General features: G+C 75.4%; 14 protein-coding genes. 4 read left to right on the top strand and 10 right to left on the bottom strand.

The genetic code is table 11. From position 1 onward, the window contains the following. Window positions 1-16: 16 nt before the first annotated feature. Window positions 17-937 (bottom strand): phosphotransferase, encoded by a 921-nt coding sequence (locus CLV28_RS01565; protein WP_100421543.1) that lies wholly within the window; start codon window positions 935-937, stop codon window positions 17-19. Between the two features lie 171 nt (window positions 938-1,108). Here CLV28_RS01565 and nudC point away from each other — a divergent pair, with 171 nt between their 5' ends. Beyond that, a complete protein-coding gene (gene nudC / locus CLV28_RS01560; protein ID WP_100421542.1) occupies window positions 1,109-2,149 on the top strand; it encodes an NAD(+) diphosphatase in 1,041 nt (346 codons plus the stop codon). 75 nt (window positions 2,150-2,224) lie between these two features. Here nudC and CLV28_RS01555 read toward each other — a convergent pair whose 3' ends face one another. Continuing rightward, window positions 2,225-2,449 (bottom strand): mycoredoxin, encoded by a 225-nt coding sequence (locus tag CLV28_RS01555; RefSeq protein WP_100422321.1) that lies wholly within the window; start codon window positions 2,447-2,449, stop codon window positions 2,225-2,227. A 244-nt stretch (window positions 2,450-2,693) separates the two neighbouring features. On the opposite strand from CLV28_RS01555, the gene CLV28_RS01550 reads away from it, so the two are divergent. Next, a complete protein-coding gene (locus CLV28_RS01550; RefSeq protein ID WP_100422320.1) occupies window positions 2,694-4,745 on the top strand; it encodes an ATP-dependent helicase in 2,052 nt (683 codons plus the stop codon). A 395-nt stretch (window positions 4,746-5,140) separates the two neighbouring features. Further along, window positions 5,141-5,608, top strand: coding sequence for a WhiB family transcriptional regulator (locus CLV28_RS16165; RefSeq protein WP_100421541.1), 468 nt, complete (start codon window positions 5,141-5,143; stop codon window positions 5,606-5,608). 84 nt (window positions 5,609-5,692) lie between these two features. Here the strand turns inward: CLV28_RS16165 and CLV28_RS01540 are convergent, their stop codons facing one another. Then, entirely contained in the window at window positions 5,693-6,796 is a 1,104-nt protein-coding gene (locus CLV28_RS01540) for a ThiF family adenylyltransferase (RefSeq protein WP_100421540.1), read from the bottom strand. 141 nt (window positions 6,797-6,937) lie between these two features. Here CLV28_RS01540 and CLV28_RS01535 point away from each other — a divergent pair, with 141 nt between their 5' ends. Beyond that, a complete protein-coding gene (locus CLV28_RS01535; RefSeq protein WP_100421539.1) occupies window positions 6,938-7,597 on the top strand; it encodes a YgjP-like metallopeptidase domain-containing protein in 660 nt (219 codons plus the stop codon). Between the two features lie 72 nt (window positions 7,598-7,669). Here the strand turns inward: CLV28_RS01535 and CLV28_RS01530 are convergent, their stop codons facing one another. From CLV28_RS01530 to CLV28_RS01500, 7 genes are all read right to left on the bottom strand, one after another. Further along, window positions 7,670-8,506 (bottom strand): ABC transporter permease, encoded by an 837-nt coding sequence (locus CLV28_RS01530; protein WP_100421538.1) that lies wholly within the window; start codon window positions 8,504-8,506, stop codon window positions 7,670-7,672. Further along, window positions 8,503-9,363, bottom strand: a complete 861-nt coding sequence (locus tag CLV28_RS01525; protein ID WP_100421537.1) for an ABC transporter ATP-binding protein — start codon at window positions 9,361-9,363, stop codon at window positions 8,503-8,505. The genes CLV28_RS01530 and CLV28_RS01525 overlap by 4 nt, the downstream gene beginning before the upstream one ends. A 57-nt stretch (window positions 9,364-9,420) precedes the next feature. After that, window positions 9,421-10,272: a DUF4097 family beta strand repeat-containing protein gene (locus CLV28_RS01520; RefSeq protein WP_100421536.1), complete on the bottom strand. Its 852-nt coding sequence runs from the start codon at window positions 10,270-10,272 to the stop codon at window positions 9,421-9,423. A gap of 233 nt (window positions 10,273-10,505) precedes the next feature. After that, the gene (locus CLV28_RS01515; protein WP_100421535.1) at window positions 10,506-11,009 is read right to left on the bottom strand and encodes a histidine kinase; all 504 of its coding nucleotides are present in this window, start codon (window positions 11,007-11,009) and stop codon (window positions 10,506-10,508) included. Between the two features lie 125 nt (window positions 11,010-11,134). Further along, window positions 11,135-13,027 (bottom strand): ABC transporter ATP-binding protein, encoded by a 1,893-nt coding sequence (locus tag CLV28_RS01510; protein WP_100421534.1) that lies wholly within the window; start codon window positions 13,025-13,027, stop codon window positions 11,135-11,137. Continuing rightward, entirely contained in the window at window positions 13,024-15,072 is a 2,049-nt protein-coding gene (locus tag CLV28_RS01505; protein ID WP_203968284.1) for an ABC transporter ATP-binding protein, read from the bottom strand. The genes CLV28_RS01510 and CLV28_RS01505 overlap by 4 nt, the downstream gene beginning before the upstream one ends. Before the next feature lie 154 nt (window positions 15,073-15,226). Then, window positions 15,227-16,870: a zinc-dependent metalloprotease gene (locus tag CLV28_RS01500; RefSeq protein ID WP_100421533.1), complete on the bottom strand. Its 1,644-nt coding sequence runs from the start codon at window positions 16,868-16,870 to the stop codon at window positions 15,227-15,229. Between the last annotated feature and the right edge of the window lie 39 nt (window positions 16,871-16,909).

Below are 16,909 nucleotides of genomic sequence, written 5' to 3'. Positions count from 1 at the left end.
GGGGGACGCCGGCGCGTCAGTCGGCGTCGCGCGTCTGCTCGTCGAGGTCCTGGAGCATGTCGACCGCGTCGGCGACCACGTCCGCGAGCCGGTTGCGCACGCCGTGCAGGAGCCAGCGCGCGAGCGCGAGCTCGCCCACGAGCAGCGCGCGGTCGGCCAGGTGGGAGTCCGAGAGCTCGGTGCGGCGCAGCTGGTAGGCCTCGACGATCGAGTCGATCGCGTCGGTCGGCGCGGCGACGAGCAGCCACGCGAGGTCGTCCGCCGGGTCGGCGACGCGCGCCTGCGACCAGTCAGTGACGGTCACGACGCGACCGCCCTGCACGAGCACCTGCTCGGGCCCCAGGTCGCCGTGCGTGACCACGGGCTGGAAGCGCCACAGCGAGACGTCCTCGAGCGCGTGCTCCCAGCGGCGCAGCAGGGTCGGCGGGACCTTGCCCGTCGCGGCCGCGTGGTCGAGCTCGACGAGGCGGCGCTCGCGGTACTCGTCGCTCGAGTACACGGGCAGCGCGGCGTTCTCGATCACCGAGTGCGGCAGCTCGTGGACCGCGGCGATGACGCGGCCGAGGTCGGCCGCGAGCCCCGGCCCGGGGTGCAGCGCGTCGATGTCGAGCGGGGTCCCGGAGACGGCGCGGTGCACGATCGCGCGCCCGCCCTCGGGCAGCGGCGCGGACCCCGCGACCTGCGGCACCGTGAACGACAGCACGCCGCTGGTCACGTAGTGGTCGAGCGAGCCGAGCAGCCCGACCTCGGCCTCGAGCGACGCGCCGGCGGCGGCGTGGGTGGGGGCGCGCACGATCCACGCGCTGCCGTCCTCGCCCGTGACGCGCGCGACGTCGACGTCGGGGCCGGCGGCGGGCTCGGCCCGCGCGGAGACGGCGACGAGCCCGGGCACGGCGGCCGTCGCGAGGGCTGCGAGCGTCAGCGCGGATCGGGGCACCCGACCAAAGGTAGTCGCTCGCACGCGTGCGGCCGACCTCCCCGGCGGTGTGTCCGGTGCGCGGGCGCTCGCGGCGGGCGGGCGGGGCGCCCGCGGGCGGCGGGCGGTGGACGCCGCGACCGCACCGCGGGCGTGCCCTCGGGGACGCCCGCGGGGGCTTACGGTCGGTGCATGAGTGCCGACCCCCGAGCCACGTCCTCCACCGGGCCGACGCCGCGTGCGGCGTCCGCCCTCGACGCGCCGCGCGTGCCCTCGGGTGCCGACCGCGCGGGCCCGCGCCGCGGCCGGCCGGGACTGCTCGCCGAGCTCCTCGCGCTGCCCGGGACCGTGCTCGTCGTGGTGCGCGGCGGCGAGCTCGTCGCCCGCGGGCACGACCTCGCACGGTTCACGACCGACGACCCCGCGGTCGCCGGTGTCGTCGCCGGGGCGGCCGCGGCGGCCGACGACGTCGTGCGCTGGATCGACCTGGGCCGCGTCGGGGGCGTGGACGCGGTCGCGCTGGTCGTCGAGGGCGGCGACCTGGGTCCGGTCGTCGCCCGCGAGGACGGCGACGGCGTCGGCGTCGACGGTCCCGCGCGGGACGACGCGACCCCGCCCGTGTGGCGCGGACTGCGCGACCTCCTGCCGAACCTCGGGCCGGACGACGCGGCGCTGGCCCTGCCCGCGGTCGCGCTGGTCGCGTGGCACCGCACGCACCCGCGCTGCCCGCGCTGCGGCACGCCGACCCGGGTGGCGGACGCCGGGTGGTTGCGTCGCTGCCCGGCGGACGGGAGCGAGCACCACCCGCGCACGGACCCGGCTGTCATCATGGCGGTGCTCGACGCCGACGACCGCCTGCTGCTCGGGCACGCGGCGCGCTGGCCCGAGGGGCGCTACTCGACGCTCGCGGGTTTCGTCGAGCCGGGCGAGACGCTCGAGGACGCGGTGCGTCGCGAGGTCGCGGAGGAGGTCGGCGTGCCGGTGGGGGAGGTCACCTACCTCGGCAGCCAGCCGTGGCCGTTCCCGGCGTCGTTGATGCTGGGCTTCGTCGCGCGCGCGAGTGCGGTCGACGTGCGGGTCGACGGCGTCGAGGTCACGCACGCGCGGTGGTTCACGCGTGCCGAGCTCGCCGCGGCGGTCGACGACGGTACGGTCGCGCTGCCCGGGAGCGCGTCGATCGCGCGGGCGCTGATCGAGCACTGGTACGGCGCGGGCCTGCCGGGCGGCTGGTAGCCCGGGGCGCCGGGGGCCGGGGAGACCCGCCGCGTCCCGGGGTGGCCGGGCGGGGCGGCCGCCCGGCACCGGGGGTCAGGCGCCCAGTCGCGCCTTGACGTCGTGCAGCGACGGGTTGGTCGCCGCGGTGCCGTCGGGGAACACGACGGTCGGGACGGTCTGGTTGCCACCGTTGACGGCCTCGACGTACGAGGCGGCGTCGGGGTGCTCCTCGATGTTGACCTCGGTCCAGGCGATGCCCGCGGAGTCGAGCTGCGTCTTGAGGCGTCGGCAGTACCCGCACCAGGTCGTCGAGTACATCAGGACGCTGCCCGCGTCGGGGACGGTGGGGGCGGCGGTGGTCGTCACGGTGGCTCCTGAAGGTCGTGGGATCGGTGTGCCGCGCGGGCACGACGGTGCCAACGCCGGCGGGGGCCGGGCTGTTCCCGCGACGTCGACCGTCCGGGCGTCGGGCGTCGTCCACACCCCGGCCGTCGGCGTGGTCGCGGGTGGGGTCGCACGCCGGCCCCGCGCGGTGTCGGCGGGGCCTGCGAGAATCGCGGTGATGGACTCCACCGCGCACCCCACGTCCCTGGCGTCGGCCCCGGCCGACGCGCTCCTCGACGCCCTCGACCCGGACCAGCGCGAGGTCGCGCTCGCGCTGCGCGGGCCGGTCTGCGTGCTCGCCGGGGCGGGCACGGGCAAGACGCGCGCGATCACGCACCGCATCGCCTACGGCGTGCGCACGGGGGTCTACTCCCCGACGACGGTGCTCGCGGTCACGTTCACGGCCCGGGCCGCGGGGGAGATGCGCACCCGGCTGCGCGAGCTCGGCGTCGCAGGCGTCCAGGCGCGCACGTTCCACGCGGCCGCGCTGCGGCAGATGGCGTACTTCTGGCCGCAGGTCGTGGGCGGGGCGCCGCCCCGGATCCTCGAGCACAAGGCACCCGTGGTCGCGGAGGCCGCGCGACGGGTCGGGATCTCGGTCGACCGCATCGCGATCCGTGACCTCTCGTCCGAGATCGAGTGGTCCAAGGTCTCGATGGTCACGGCGGAGGACTACGTCCACGCCGCGAGCTCGATCGGCCGTGAGCCCGTCGCGGGCTACGACCACAAGACGGTCGCACGCCTGATCACCGCGTACGAGGACACGAAGACCGAGCGCAGCGTGATCGACTTCGAGGACGTCCTGCTCATGCTGGGCGACATGCTCGCGTCGCACCCCAACGTCGCGGGCGAGGTGCGCCGCCAGTACAAGCACTTCGTGGTCGACGAGTACCAGGACGTCTCGCCGCTGCAGCAGTTCGTGCTCGACCAGTGGCTCGGCGGTCGCGACGAGCTGTGCGTCGTGGGCGACCCGAGCCAGACCATCTACTCGTTCACGGGCGCGACGCCGCACCACCTGCTCACGTTCTCGCGCACGTACCCGAAGGCCCACGTCGTGCGGCTCGTGCGCGACTACCGCTCGACGCCCCAGGTGGTCGACCTCGCGAACAAGCTGCTCGCGCACAAGGGTCGACGGTCGGGCCCGAGCGCCCCGCTCGAGCTCGTCGCGCAGCGTCCCGCGGGCCCGCCCGTGTCGTACACCGCGTACGACGACGACGAGACGGAGACCGCCGGCGTCGCGCAGCGGATCGGCCGGCTGATCGACGCGGGCACGCCCGCGAGCGAGATCGCGGTGCTCTACCGGACCAACGCGCAGTCCGCCGGGTTCGAGGCGGCCCTCGCGGACGCCGGGATCGGCTACCTCGTGCGGGGCGGCGAGCGGTTCTTCCAGCGCAAGGAGGTGCGCGACGCGATCCTGCTGCTGCGCGGCGCGGCGCGCTCGGCCGACCCGCTCGTGCCGATGCCCGAGACCGTCCGCGACGTCCTCATGAGCGCCGGCTGGGCCCACGAGGCACCCGCCGCGCGCGGGGCGGCGCGGGAGCGGTGGGAGTCCCTGCAGGCCGTGGTCGCGCTCGCGGACGACGTCGCCGCGCTGGCACTCGAGGGCACGCCGGCGACGGTGGCGGGGTTCGTCGCCGAGCTCGACGAGCGGGCCGCGTCGCAGCACGCCCCGACCGTCGCGGGCGTGACGCTCGCGTCGCTGCACGCGGCGAAGGGCCTCGAGTGGGACGCCGTGTTCCTGGTCGGCATGAGCGAGGGGCTCATGCCGATCTCGCTCGCCGACACCGACGCCGCGGTCGCCGAGGAGCGCAGGCTGCTCTACGTCGGGATCACCCGCGCGCGCGAGCACCTCGAGATCTCGTACGGGCGCTCGCGCAACCCCGGGGGCAGGGCGTCGCGCAAGCGGACCCGGTTCCTGGACGGGCTGTGGCCTCAGGACCCGGAGGAGCCGCGGCCCCGCCGCGCGGGCAGGAGCTCGGTGCGTCAGCCGCTCGAGGGCGCGCACGACCAGGCGCTCTTCGACGAGCTGCGCGAGTGGCGTCGCGGCGTCGCGGCCGAGACCGACAAGCCCGCCTTCACGGTCCTGGTCGACCAGACCCTCGCGGACATCGCCGAGTCGCGCCCCCGGTCGGTCGCCGACCTGGCCCGCGTCAACGGGATCGGCCCGGCAAAGATCGACCGCTACGGGGCCACGATCCTCGAGATCGTGGGCCGTGCGCCGGCCTCCTGAGAAGAATCTCGAAAGTCGTCGTTAATTACGTTGCGCCCCTCACGGAGGGCGCCTAGTGTTCTACGTGTCCGAGAAGAGGTCCGCGCGCCGAAAGGTGCCGGCACGAGGTGAGAGGTGGTGAGCGAAGCGATGAAGACCAAGAACATGCTGGTGAGCACGGCGGGGATGCCGACTCTCCATGGGTTCGTGCCCGCTCGCTCACGCGCAGGGTACGACTCTGCCCTCATCGCTCCCGACTCCGCCTCCAGGACGTCGCTGGTCTGACGACACCAGCACCCCAGGCCGCGGAGTCCATCCAGGACCCGCGGCCTTCGTGCATCCACGAGGCTCTCACCCGGTCGCTTCCGGTCCTGACACGACGAACGAATCACATCAGGACATCTTGGGAGGACCTCGTGCGGCTCACCGCGCTGCTCGACACCCTGACCACCGAGGGCGGCTCCGGACCGTGGACCACGACGTCCGCGACCCCGCCCGTGACAGCCCGTCCCGCCTCGACGGGCACCCAGCGCGCGGCGACGCAGCCGCGCACGACCGAACGGCTCGCGGAGTCGGCGGAGTTCGACCGCCTGCTCGCCGAGGTGCTGCCGTGCCGCACGAACGACCCTGAGCTCTGGTTCGCCGAGCGGGCCCGGGACGTCGAGCAGGCCAAGGCCCTGTGCCAGGACTGCCCGCTCCGGGCCGGCTGCCTCGCGGGCGCGATCGAGCGCGAGGAGCCCTGGGGCGTGTGGGGCGGCGAGGTCTTCGTCGACGGCGCGGTCGTGGCACGCAAGCGCGGCCGTGGCCGCCCCTCGAAGGCGGAGCTCCTCGAGCGCGCCGCCGAGGCGGAGGCCGCGGCGCAGGCTGCGTCGGCGGTCGCCTGAGCGCGAGCAGCGTGACGGCGACCGCCTGGGAGTCGTTCGCGCGACGTCGGAGGCCCGGGGCCACCGACGTCGGACGAGCGATCCTCAGCGGCCGGTGATCGCCCCGCACCCGCACGCCGGGTGCGGGGCGACGTCCGTGGTGCGGGGCACGGCCTCGGGGGCGAGTACCTCGACGACGCGTGACGCGGTGCTCGGCAGTCCGCCGTCGAGCAGCACGAGCACCTGGGCCGCCGCGATCCCCGCGGCGGTCGCGCACGTCGTCGTCTCGGTCGTCGCCTCGAGCCGACCACGCTCGCGCAGCTGCGCCGCGACCGCGGGCCATCCCGGGTCGGCGTCCTGGTGCGCGAGCTCGATGCAGCGCAGGCACGCCGTGCGCCCCGGGACCGCGAGCGGCCCGACCGTGACGCCCGCCTCGCCGACCAGCGCCGACAGCACGGGCACGCCGTCGCCGGTCGCGCGCGCGTGGCGTGCCGCGTCGGTCGCCCACTGGTCGACGACGACGAGCGCGTCGAGCGGTCGGTCGACCGTCGTGGAGCACGTCGCCTGCGACGTCCGGGTCACGTGCCTCTCGGCCGCGCGCACGCGTGGCGTGCCCACGTCCTGCGCGTCGTAGCCGCCGAGCCCGACGTCGGTGCTCTGCACGACCCCGAGGTCGTCGAGCACGATCCGGCCGACGCCCGCGGTCGCGAGCGCCGTGGCGATCGCGAGCCCGAGCCGACCGAGGCCGGAGACGCCCACGTGGCGCAGGGCGCGGGCCGTGAGGACCGCCTGCCCCTGCCCGTCCTCGCGCAGCTGGCACAGGCTGCGCAGGTCGGCCGAGCGTGAGCCGTCGACGTCGGCGGGGTGGTCGTCGACCACGAGCCCTCCGTCGCGCAGCGCGGCCCAGACGTGCGCGGCGCGCTCGGGCGTGACCCCGAGCTCGAGCGCCGCGCGCTCCGCGGTCCGGGTGCCGAGGGCCACCCGCTGCAGCCAGGCGAGCTCGTGCTGCCGGACGCCGTCGAGCCGCACGGCCCAGCGGGGGTCGAGCCCGACCTGGACCTGGGACTCCGCCGACCGGAGCAGCACCGTCCCTTGACGAAGCCGGCCCGTGAGCTGCGTCGGCGGTGCCTGCCGGGCCGCGTGCGACGGCGGGCCGGCCGCGGCGACCGGCACGGCCGGGGACGGCTCGACGGCTGGGATCGTGGACATCGCTGGCCTCCTCGGGGTGCGTCGTGCTGAAGCGTCGCACGCGCCGGAGGCGCCCCGCGGGTTCTCCACAGGTCGAGGTTCTCTCGAGGGACGGCCGGGTCAGGGTGTGCGTTTCGTCACGCGACCCGCTACGGTCGGGGGGTGGCACACGACACGGACACGACCGTGGAGGTGCGCCGCAGCCGACGGCGCAAGAGCACGGTGAGCGCGTATCGGGACGGTCAGCGCACGATCGTCGCGATCCCCGCGCGCTTCACCCGCGCTCAGGAGCGCGAGTGGGTGCAGCGCATGCTCGACCGGCTCGCGGACAAGGAGCGCCGACGCAGGCCCTCCGACGACGAGCTCCTCGAGCGCGCCACCGATCTCGCGACCAAGTACCTCGGCGGTCGCGCCCACCCCACGAGCGTGCGCTGGGCGGCGAACCAGGACAAGCGCTGGGGGTCGTGCACCCTCATCGACGGCTCGATCCGCATCTCGACGCGCGTGCAGGGCATGCCCGGGTGGGTGCTCGACTACGTGCTGCTGCACGAGCTCGCGCACCTGCTCCACGCGGGGCACGGCCCGGGGTTCTGGGCGCTGCTCGAGTCGTACCCGCGTACCGAGCGTGCCCGCGGGTTCCTCGAGGGCGTGGCGTACGGGCGGGACCAGGCCGGGGACGCGCCGTCCGACACGGAGTCGGACGACGCTGATTCGGACGACACTGATGTGGACGACGCTGATTCGGACGACGCGTTGTCCGACGACGCGCTGTCGGACGACGCCGAGACCGCGCTCGCGCCCGCGGGCGCGGTCTCGGCGTAGTCGGCACAGGACGGTCCAGCCCGCGCCGGGCAGTGCTGTTCGAGCAGGTCAGGCGGGTGAGCAGGTCAGAGCTCAGGCGCGGCGTTCGCGCCGGAACAGCGACCGTGACCACGCGTACCCGGCCACGCCGATGACCACGCACCAGGCGACGGCCTGCGCGGTGACCGCGGCGTCGAGCGGTCCGCCCGCGAGCAGCCCCCGCGTCGTGTCGATGATCGGCGTGAACGGCTGGTGTTCGGCGAACCAGCGGACCGCGGTCGGCATGGTCTCGACCGGGACGAACCCGCTGCCGAGGAACGGCAAGAGCAGCAGGATCATGGGCGTGTTGCTGGCCGACTCGACGCTGCGCGCGCTGAGCCCCATGCCCACGCACGCCCAGGCGAGCGCGACGCCGAGCAGGACGAGGAACCCGACGAGCGCGAGCCAGTCCGCGGCGTCCGCGGCGGGGCGGTAGCCCATCGCGAGCGCGGCGCCGAGTACGAGCGCCACGGCGGCGAGCGACTGGAGCACGGTGCCGACGACCTGCCCCGAGAGCACCGAGCCGGGGGAGATCGCCATGGTGCGGAACCGCGCCATGATCCCGCCCGCGGCGTCCATCGCGGCGCCGATCGCGACCGACTGCCCGGCGCCGACCACGGTCAGCACGAGCAGCGTGGGCGCGATGTAGTCCAGGTAGGCGGCCCGCCCCTCGGCGCCCGGCTCGACGCCCGGGGCGACCCCGGCGCCGAACGCCCCGCCGAAGACGTAGACGAACAGTAGGAGCATCACGAGCGGGCCCGCGACGAGGAACATCGTGAGCCCGGGGTAGCGGACCGCACGGAGCAGGTTGCGGCGTGTCATGGTCACGACGTCCGCGAGCGGGCGCGGTGCGGTGCGGGTCGCCGGTGCGGCGAGGTCCACGGTGGTCATCGCAGGGTCTCCTTCTCGGTGGTCTCGGAGGTCTCGTGGGTCCCGTCGGTCGTGCCGCTCGTCGTGCTGCTCGTCGTTCCGTCCGTCGTCCCGTCCGTCGCGGCGGGCGGCTCGGTCAGGGCGAGGAACACGTCGTCGAGCGAGCCCGCGTCGTGCGCGGCCTTGAGCTCGTCGGGCGTGCCGTGCGCGACGACGCGGCCGCCGTCGAGCACCGCGACCGCGTCGGCCAGGTGGTCGGCCTCCTCGAGGTACTGGGTCGTGAGCAGGATCGTGGTGCCCGCGGCGACGAGCGCACGCACCTCGTCCCACAGCGCGCGGCGGCTGCGCGGGTCGAGGCCCGTGGTGGGCTCGTCGAGGAACACGACGTCGGGCTCGCCCACGAGCGTCATCGCGAGGTCGAGCTTGCGGCGCATGCCGCCCGAGTAGGTCGCGACGCGCTTGCCGGCCGCGTCGGCGAGGCCGAACCGGTCGAGCAGGTCCGTGACGCGGCGACGGCCCGCGGCCCGCCCGAGGTGCAGCAGGTCGGCGACCAGGCGCAGGTTCTCCGCGCCCGTGAGGAGGTCGTCGACCGCGCTGACCTGGCCGGTCACGCCGATCCTCGCGCGCACCGCGTCAGGGTCGCGGACGACGTCGTGCCCCGCGACCCGCACGGTGCCCGCGTCGGGCCGCAGCAGCGTCGACAGGACCCCGACGGCCGTGGTCTTGCCCGCGCCGTTGGGACCGAGCAGGGCGGTGACGGTCCCCGCGGGGACCGTGAGGTCGACGCCCGTGAGCACCGGATGCTCGCCGGCGCGCGACCGGTACGACTTGTGCAGTCCCGCGACCTCGATCGCGGGGCCGGGAGCGGTGGGGCTCATGGTTCCTCCTGATGCTGGGTGCTGGGTGCTGGGTGCTGGGTGCGGGGTGCTGGGTGGTCAGGCGTGCGGGCGGCGGACGACGACGTCGCCCCACCCGCTGCGGGCGCAGACCTCGACGGTCCGGTCGGCCGCGTCGGGCGTGGGGACCTCGGTCAGGAGGTTGCGCACGACGCCCTTGTCGGACGTCGCGTCGACCCAGGCCGCGGTGCCCTCGGGGATGCCGACGTCGATCGAGCCCGAGGAGTTCTCGAGGCGCAGCGTGCCGCCCGCGGCCTCCTCGACCCGGATCGCGCTGTGGGCCGTGCGCACCGTGGTCTCGCCGAGCGAGCGCGTGACGGTCACCGCGCCGTGCGCGCCGTTGACGCGCAGCGTGCCCGTGCTCTCGCCGACCTCGGTCGAGCCCACGGTGTTCTTGACGACCGCGTCGCCCGTGACCTCGCGCAGCCGGACCTGACCGGCGGAGGCGACGACGGACGTCGGGCCGGTCGCGCGGCCGACGACGACGGCGCCGGCGCTGGCCCGCAGGTCGAGCGCGTGGGCCTCGTCGACCCGCACGTCGCCCGCGCGGCTCGTGAACGTGCACGCGCCGAGCCGGCCGGTGGCCAGGAGCGGCCCGAGCGACCCGCCCTCGAGGCGCGACCCGGACGGGAGCGCGATCGTCACGTCCGCCGACCTGTTCGAGCCGAACGGCGAGTAGGTGCGCCACGACCGGTTGATCCGCACGGTCAGGGTGTCGTCGTGCAGCTCGACGACGGCTTCGTTCGCGGCGCGGACGTCGCCGGGTCGGGTTGGGTCGCTCGGGGTGACCGTGACCTCGGTGTCCGTGCGGTCCGAGGCGACGACGGTGAGGGTGCCGCCGGCGAGGTCGACGACGGCGACGATCGGTTCTGGGGTCGCGAAAACAGGCATGGTGACTCCTCGGTGCGGGTCCCCGGGCCGGTGGTCCGGTGCGGGGCGACGGTCAGGCGGTGGGCCTGCGGCGGGCCGGCGAGGTGGTCGCCGGATACTGGCGGTGCGTCGTTGTGGTGCGTCGTCGTGCTGCGTGGTGCGTGGTGCGGAGTGCGGAGTGCGGAGTGCGGAGTGCGGAGTGCGGGGTGCGTGGTGCGTGGTGATGCGTGCTCGTGGGTGTCAGGGGTCCCGGCTCAGCGGACCCAGCCGGTCAGCCGGCCGGGCGTGCTGCTCCGGGGTGCGTCGGGGGTGACGGGTGCGAGGCGTGCGGCGACGGCGCGCACGAGCCACGTGTTGACCGACACGCCCTCGCGGGCGGCGGTGGCCTCGACCTGGGACTTGAGCTGGTCGGGCAGACGGAGGGTCGTGCGTGAGGTGCTCACGTCCTCGGGGTCGAGGACGGGTGGTGCCGCGGGTGCCGGCGAGGGCTCGACGCGGTCGGCGCGGTCCGGCTCGGCGACGGGGGTGACGACGAGCTCGGGCTCTCGGCCGCGCAGGCGGACCTCGACGGACCCCGGGGCGAGCTCGGCCGTGATCTCGGCCGCCGCGGTCGCGAGGGCGTCGAGCAGCACGAGCCGGACCGCGGGGTCGAGCGCGGCGGTGAGTCGTTCGGCGGTCTCGCGGGCCTCCTCGCCGCCGGCGGCGGCCGCGGTGGTGAGCTGGTGGTGCAGCTCGTCGACGTAGCGCGTGAGTTCCATGACGCCACTATGACACCATCGCGACACCACTGCAAGAGCAATGGTGTCGCGATGGTGTCATGAGCGTCTCGGTGGTGTCCCGTCCGTCAGGGGGCGGGGTGCACCGGGGTCAGGGTGCGCCGGGCTCAGGAGTACGCCTCGGCCTGCAGCGCGAACAGCTCGGCGTAGGTCCCGCCCTGGGCGACGAGCGCCGCGTGGTCGCCGGACTCGACGATCACGCCGCCGTCGAGCACGACGATCTGGTCGGCGTCGCGCACGGTCGAGAAGCGGTGTGACACGAAGCAGGTGATCGCCCCGGCCGCGGCGCGCGACGCGTCGGCGTGCACCACGAACCGCTCGAACAGCGCGTGCTCGGCGGTCGGGTCGAGCGCCGCGGCCGGCTCGTCGAGCACCACGAGCAGCGGGTCCTCGCGCATGAGGGTGCGCGCGAGCCCGAGCGTCTGCCACTGGCCACCTGAGAGGTCGCGCCCGTCGGCGTACGCCGTACCGAGCAGCGTGTCGAGCCCGTCCGGCATCGCGTCGACGAGCGAGGTCGCCCGCGCGCGGTCGAGGGCCCCGGCGAGCGCTGCGTCGTCGTCGAGCGCCTCGACCCGACCCGTGCCGACGTCGTCGCGCACCCGCAGCTGGAAGCGTGCGAAGTCCTGGAACAACGTCGCGACGCGGGCCTGCCACGCGGCGTCCGACAGCGTGGCGAGGTCGACGCCGTCGACCAGGACCCGGCCCGAGGTCGGGCGGTACAGGCCGCAGAGGATCTTGACGAGCGTCGACTTGCCCGCGCCGTTCTCGCCGACGAGCGCGAGCGTGCTGCCCGCGGGCACGTCGAGCGAGACGCCGCGCAGCACCGGGACGTCCTTGCCGGGGTAGGTGAAGGTGACGTCCTCGAGGCGCAGGCCGCGCGCGAGGCGTACGGGCACCGCACCGTCGGGCACGGCTGCACCGTCGGGCACCGCTGCACCGGCGGGCACGGCTTCGCCCTCATGCACTGCGGCGGCCGGTCCTGCCGCCCATGACACCGCCGCGTCCGCGCCGTCCGGGTCCGCGCCGTCCGGGCCCGCGGACGTCGCGCGCAGGGCCTCGATGTGCTCGACCGTGCGACCGACGCCCTGGAGCGCGCCGAGCAGCGCGAGCGCGCCCGAGACCTGGACGCTCACCTGGACCGCGAGGGTCACGACGAGCACGACCTGGCCTGCGCTGCCCGCACCGGTCAGGGCCTCGCGCACCACGAGCAGAACGGCCGCGCCGTACGCGAGCGCGAACCACACCTGCCCGGCCGCACGCAGCGTCGCCGAGCGGGCGTGCGCGGCCGCGAGGCGGTCGGTCGACGCGCCCCACGCGGCGCGCTGACGGGCCGCGAGCGGCGCCGCCGCACGGAAGAGGCGCACCTCCTTGGCCGACGACCCGGTCGTGGCGATCTCGACGAGGTGACGCGAGCGCTGGACGTCCTGCGCCGACGCGTCGCGCGCGACGTCGAGCACCTTCTGCGCGCGGTCGGCGAGCAGCACGGGCGGCACCGCGGCGAGCGGGAGCAGTGCGAGCCACGGCTCGACGACCGCGAGGACCGCGGTCGTGGCGAGCACCTGGAGCACGAGGCCCCCGAGCTGGAGCGTCGACTCGAGCGCGACGCGTACGCGCAGCAGCCCCTCGGTCACGACCGTGAGCCGCTGCGCGAACTCGGGGCGGTCGAACTGCGCGAGCCCCGCGCCGCCGTGCGTGATCGCCGCGACCTCGTCGGTCAGCGCCGCCTGCTGGAGGTCGCCGAGCTCGAAGTAGGTCAGGTGCGCGAAGTGCCCCATCATGAGCTCGAGCACGAGCAGCAGCGCGACCGCGACGCCGATCGAGACCGCGAGCGAGACGTCGGCCGCGACCGTCGCGTCGGTCAGTGCGCCGAGCGCGATGCCGACGAGCGGTGCCGAGAGGTAGCCGACCGCCATGAGCGACGTCGCGACCACGAGCCGGCGGCGGTCGGTCGCCCAGGCGTGGGCGAGGATGAAGCGGGCGGCGCCCCAGACCTTGCTCATCGGACGGTCTCCTTCGTGGTGGTCGTGGTCGTCGCGGCGCTCGCGGCCGTCGACCCGGCGGCCGCAGCGGTCGACGCACCCGATCCCGTCGCCGCCCCGGGCGTGCGGAAGCGCTGCGCCTGCAGCTCGAACAGGTGCGCGTACCGCCCGTCGAGGGCCATGAGCTCGGCGTGGTCGCCCTGCTCGACGACCGCGCCGTGCTCGAGCACGACGATCTGGTAGGCGTGGCGCAGCGTCGAGAACCGGTGCGAGATCACGAGCGACGTGACGCCGTGCGCGGTCGCGAGGAACCGGTCGAAGAACTCGGCCTCGGCCCGCACGTCGAGCTGCGCGGTCGGCTCGTCGAGCACGAGCACCGACGCGCCGCCGCGCACCGCGAGGAGCGCGCGGGCGAGCGCGACGCGCTGCCACTGGCCGCCCGAGAGGTCGCGCCCGCCGGTGTACCGGCTCGAGAGCTCGGTGCGCAGCCCGTCGGCGAGCGAGCCGACGAGCTCGGCGGCACCCGCGCGCGTCGCGGCGTCGAGCAGCGCGGCGTCGTCGTCGAGCAGGTGCGGCGCGCCGAACCCGATGTTCTCGCCCGCGGTGAGCTCGTAGCGCACGTAGTCCTGGAAGATCAGCGCGAGGTGCTGCTGCCACGCGGCGGCGTCGACGTCGGCGAGGTCGACGCCGTCGACCGTGATCCGCCCCTCGGTGGGCTGGTAGAGCCGCGCGAGGAGCTTGACGAGGGTCGTCTTGCCGGCGCCGTTGAGCCCCACGAGGGCGGTCGAGCGGCCGACGTCGATCGTCAGGTCGAGCCCGCGCAGCACCCACGGCGCGTCGTCGCCGTACCGGAACCCGACGCCCTCGAAGCGGATCGACGTCGCGGGCGCGGGCGGCGGGGCGAGCACCGAGCGCGGCGCGGTGCCCTCGGCGATGAGGGCCTCGAACCGTTCGAGCGCCTCGAACGACTGCAGCCCGTACTGGGTCTGCACGTCGCATTCGGGGAAGTACACGCCGAACCGCATCGCGACGAGCACCGCCTGCAGCGCGACGCCGAGCCCGAAGAGCCCGACCGCGCCCGTCGCCGCGGCGTCCGCGACGAGGCCGAGCACCACGGCACCACCCACGAGGGCGATCCCCGCGAAGCCGACGAACGGCCAGAACTGCAGACGACGGCTCCCGGCCCACAGCGGCTCGTACTGCGCGAGGGTGTCGGCCCGCAGGCGTGCGCGAAGCCACGGCAGGATCCCGAGGAGGCGGACCTCCTTGGTCACGGCCGACGTCGTCGCGAGGTCGCGCAGGTACGCGACCTTGCGGCGGTGCCCGGCGAGGGAGTTGAACAGCAGGCCGTACCGGCCGAGCGTGCCGCGCACGCCGAACCGCACGCCCAGCGCGGTCAGGCCGATCAGCAGGCCGGCGGCGGGCGACGTCACGACGCCGACGAGCACCGCGGCGCCGACGAGCTGCACGTAGCGCGAGAGCAGCGGGACGAGCGCGGCGGCGGCCTCCCCGGGCGTGCGCGACCAGCGGGAGAACGCGGCGCGTGCGTCGGCGAGGATGTCGAGCGCCTCGGGGGACTCGAGCGCCGAGACGGGCGCGTCGCCGAGGGACGCGCGCAGCAGCCGGTCGATGCAGTACTGGTCGATCCGGCGCGAGGCGACCTCGACGAGCCCGGTCAGGTACGGCGCGAGGACCTGCTGCACCACGAGCACCGCGACCGCGACGCCGAGGACCGCGTACGCGTCGTCCCACCATCCCGCGGCCGGGTCGGGCGTGCCCGCGACCGCGGCGCCGACCAGGCCGAGCAGGCGGCCCAGCAGCACGATCACGGCGAGCGGGGCGATCGCGAGCACGAGCGCGAGCACGACGCCGCCGAGCACGAGCGGCAGCCCGGCGTGCGGCAGCAGTCGCAGGAGCCGCACCCAGCGCGAGCCGCGCCGGCGAGCCCACGCGGCGATGCGTCGCCCTGGGGTGGGGCGCGAGCGCGCGTCCTGCCCGCTCGGGCCCTGCCTGCCCGTGCTGTTCTCGTTCGGGTCCTGCCCGCCCGTGCTCTGCCCGTCGCTCACGACGCCCCCTCGGTCGAATCCTGGAGGATTCCTACCACGGGGGAGAAAGCGGACGCCGCCCTATTTCGCGGGCCGGGACCTCACGGCCGCGAGATCCCGGCGCCGAGACAACAGCAGCGAGACCCGGCAGCGGCGCCACGGCCGGGCAGCGAGGTCAGCGGGGCGACCCGTCGTCCGGCGCGTCGTCGTCGTGCCCGGCACTGCCGTTCCCGGCACTGTCGTCCCCGGCACTGCCGTTCCCGGCACTGCCGTTCCCGGCACTGTCGGACGCCGCGGGGTCGGTCCCGTTGCCGGACGTCGTGTCGTCGTCCCCGGCACTGTCGTTCCCGGCACTGTCGGACGCCGCGTGGCCGGGTGCCTCACCGCCGACGTCGTCCGCACCGTCCTCGGCCGCGGCCTCGTCGAAGATCTGCGCGAGCGCGCGGTCGAGGTCGCTCTCGACCTCCTGCTCGGCCTCGCGGCGCGCATAGTACTGCGTGGGCGCGTCGAGGTCCTGCGCGTCGGGCAGCAGGTCGGGGTGGTCCCACACGGCGTCGCGCCCGGCGGTGCCGGTCTGCGACGTGACGAACGCCCACAGGGCGGCGGCGTCGCGCGAGCGGCGGGGCCGCAGCTCGAGGCCCACGAGCGAGGCGAACACCTGCTCGGCGGGGCCGCCCGCGGCGCGACGGCGTCGCACCATCTCGCGCAGCGGCACGGCGTGCGGCAGGTGGGGGAGCGCGGCGGTCGCGGTGACCTCGTCGACCCAGCCCTCGACGAGCGCGAGGGTGGTCTCGAGCCGCCCGAGCGTCTCGCGCTGCTCGGGCGTGTTCTGCCCGCGGAACACGTTGCCGCTGAGCGCGGACTGCAGTGCCGCGGTGTCGGTGATGTCGACGCCGCGCACGCGCTCCTCGAGCGCCTCGAGGTCGATCGTGATGCCGCGCGCGTACGAGCCGACGATCGCGAGCAGGTGCGAGCGCAGCCACGGCACGTGCGTGAACAGGCGGGCGTGGGCGACCTCGCGCAGCGCGAGGAACAGCCGCACCTCGTCGAGCGGGGCGTCGAGGCCCTCGGCGAACTCCTCGACGTTCGCGGGCAGCAGCACCGTGGCGGGGTCGTCGAGCAGCGGGACGCCGACGTCGGTCGCGCCGAAGACCTCGCGCGAGAGCGTCCCGGCGGCCTGGCCGGTCTGCATGCCGAACACGGCCGAGCCGAGGCGTCGCATGAGCGCGGCGGGGTCGAGCCCGCCGAGCGCGCCGCCGAGCGCGCCCTGCGGCAGGCCCGGGATCTCGATCTCGTCGCCGAGCGCACCGAGCTGGTCGCGCATGACGGTCGCGAGCGCGGCCGAGACCGACCCGGCGACGGGGGCCACGAGCGCGTTCCACGCGGGCAGGGTCGCCTCGACCCACTCGGAGCGGCTCCACGCCCGCGCGGGGCCGCCGGCCGGCGGGAGGTCGGTCACGGCGTCGAGCCACAGCTCGGCGACCGACAGGGCCGAGAGCGCGGACTTCGCCTGCGCGCCGGTGACGACGGGGTCGCCGCCGCGCACCGCGACCTGCCGGGCGACGTCGTGCGCGACGTCGGTGTTGACGGGTCCGTCGCCCGAGGCGGACAGCATGCGCTGCACCTGGGCCAGGACGGCGCTCATGGCCTGCGGGTTGTCGCCGAGGCCGACGCCGCGCGCGAGGGCCTGCGGGTCGAGGCCGCGCTCGCGCATCTGCCGCATGGCCTCGTCGGCGTCCGCCCCGAACATCGAGCGCAGCATCTGCTCCCAGGCGTCGGGCGTCCGGTCGGACGGGTCGTCGGGTGTGTTGCTGCTCATCGGGGCTCCTCGGGTTAGCGTCTGATCCACGGTAACCAC

The sequence above is a fragment of the Sediminihabitans luteus genome (genome assembly GCF_002797595.1).
GTDB classification, from domain to species: domain Bacteria; phylum Actinomycetota; class Actinomycetes; order Actinomycetales; family Cellulomonadaceae; genus Paraoerskovia; species Paraoerskovia lutea.
Note: the sequence above shows the minus strand (reverse complement) of the source record. Positions and strands in the feature narration are given on the sequence as shown.

Coding starts and splice junctions, on each gene's coding strand:
- nudC (WP_100421542.1), top strand. CDS start 1,109: ATGAGTGCCGACCCCCGAGCCACGTCCTCCACCGGGCCGACGCCGCGT.
- CLV28_RS01555 (WP_100422321.1), bottom strand. CDS start 2,449: ATGTACTCGACGACCTGGTGCGGGTACTGCCGACGCCTCAAGACGCAG.
- CLV28_RS01550 (WP_100422320.1), top strand. CDS start 2,694: ATGGACTCCACCGCGCACCCCACGTCCCTGGCGTCGGCCCCGGCCGAC.
- CLV28_RS01540 (WP_100421540.1), bottom strand. CDS start 6,796: ATGTCCACGATCCCAGCCGTCGAGCCGTCCCCGGCCGTGCCGGTCGCC.
- CLV28_RS01530 (WP_100421538.1), bottom strand. CDS start 8,506: ATGACCACCGTGGACCTCGCCGCACCGGCGACCCGCACCGCACCGCGC.
- CLV28_RS01525 (WP_100421537.1), bottom strand. CDS start 9,363: ATGAGCCCCACCGCTCCCGGCCCCGCGATCGAGGTCGCGGGACTGCAC.
- CLV28_RS01520 (WP_100421536.1), bottom strand. CDS start 10,272: ATGCCTGTTTTCGCGACCCCAGAACCGATCGTCGCCGTCGTCGACCTC.
- CLV28_RS01515 (WP_100421535.1), bottom strand. CDS start 11,009: ATGGAACTCACGCGCTACGTCGACGAGCTGCACCACCAGCTCACCACC.
- CLV28_RS01510 (WP_100421534.1), bottom strand. CDS start 13,027: ATGAGCAAGGTCTGGGGCGCCGCCCGCTTCATCCTCGCCCACGCCTGG.
- CLV28_RS01500 (WP_100421533.1), bottom strand. CDS start 16,870: ATGAGCAGCAACACACCCGACGACCCGTCCGACCGGACGCCCGACGCC.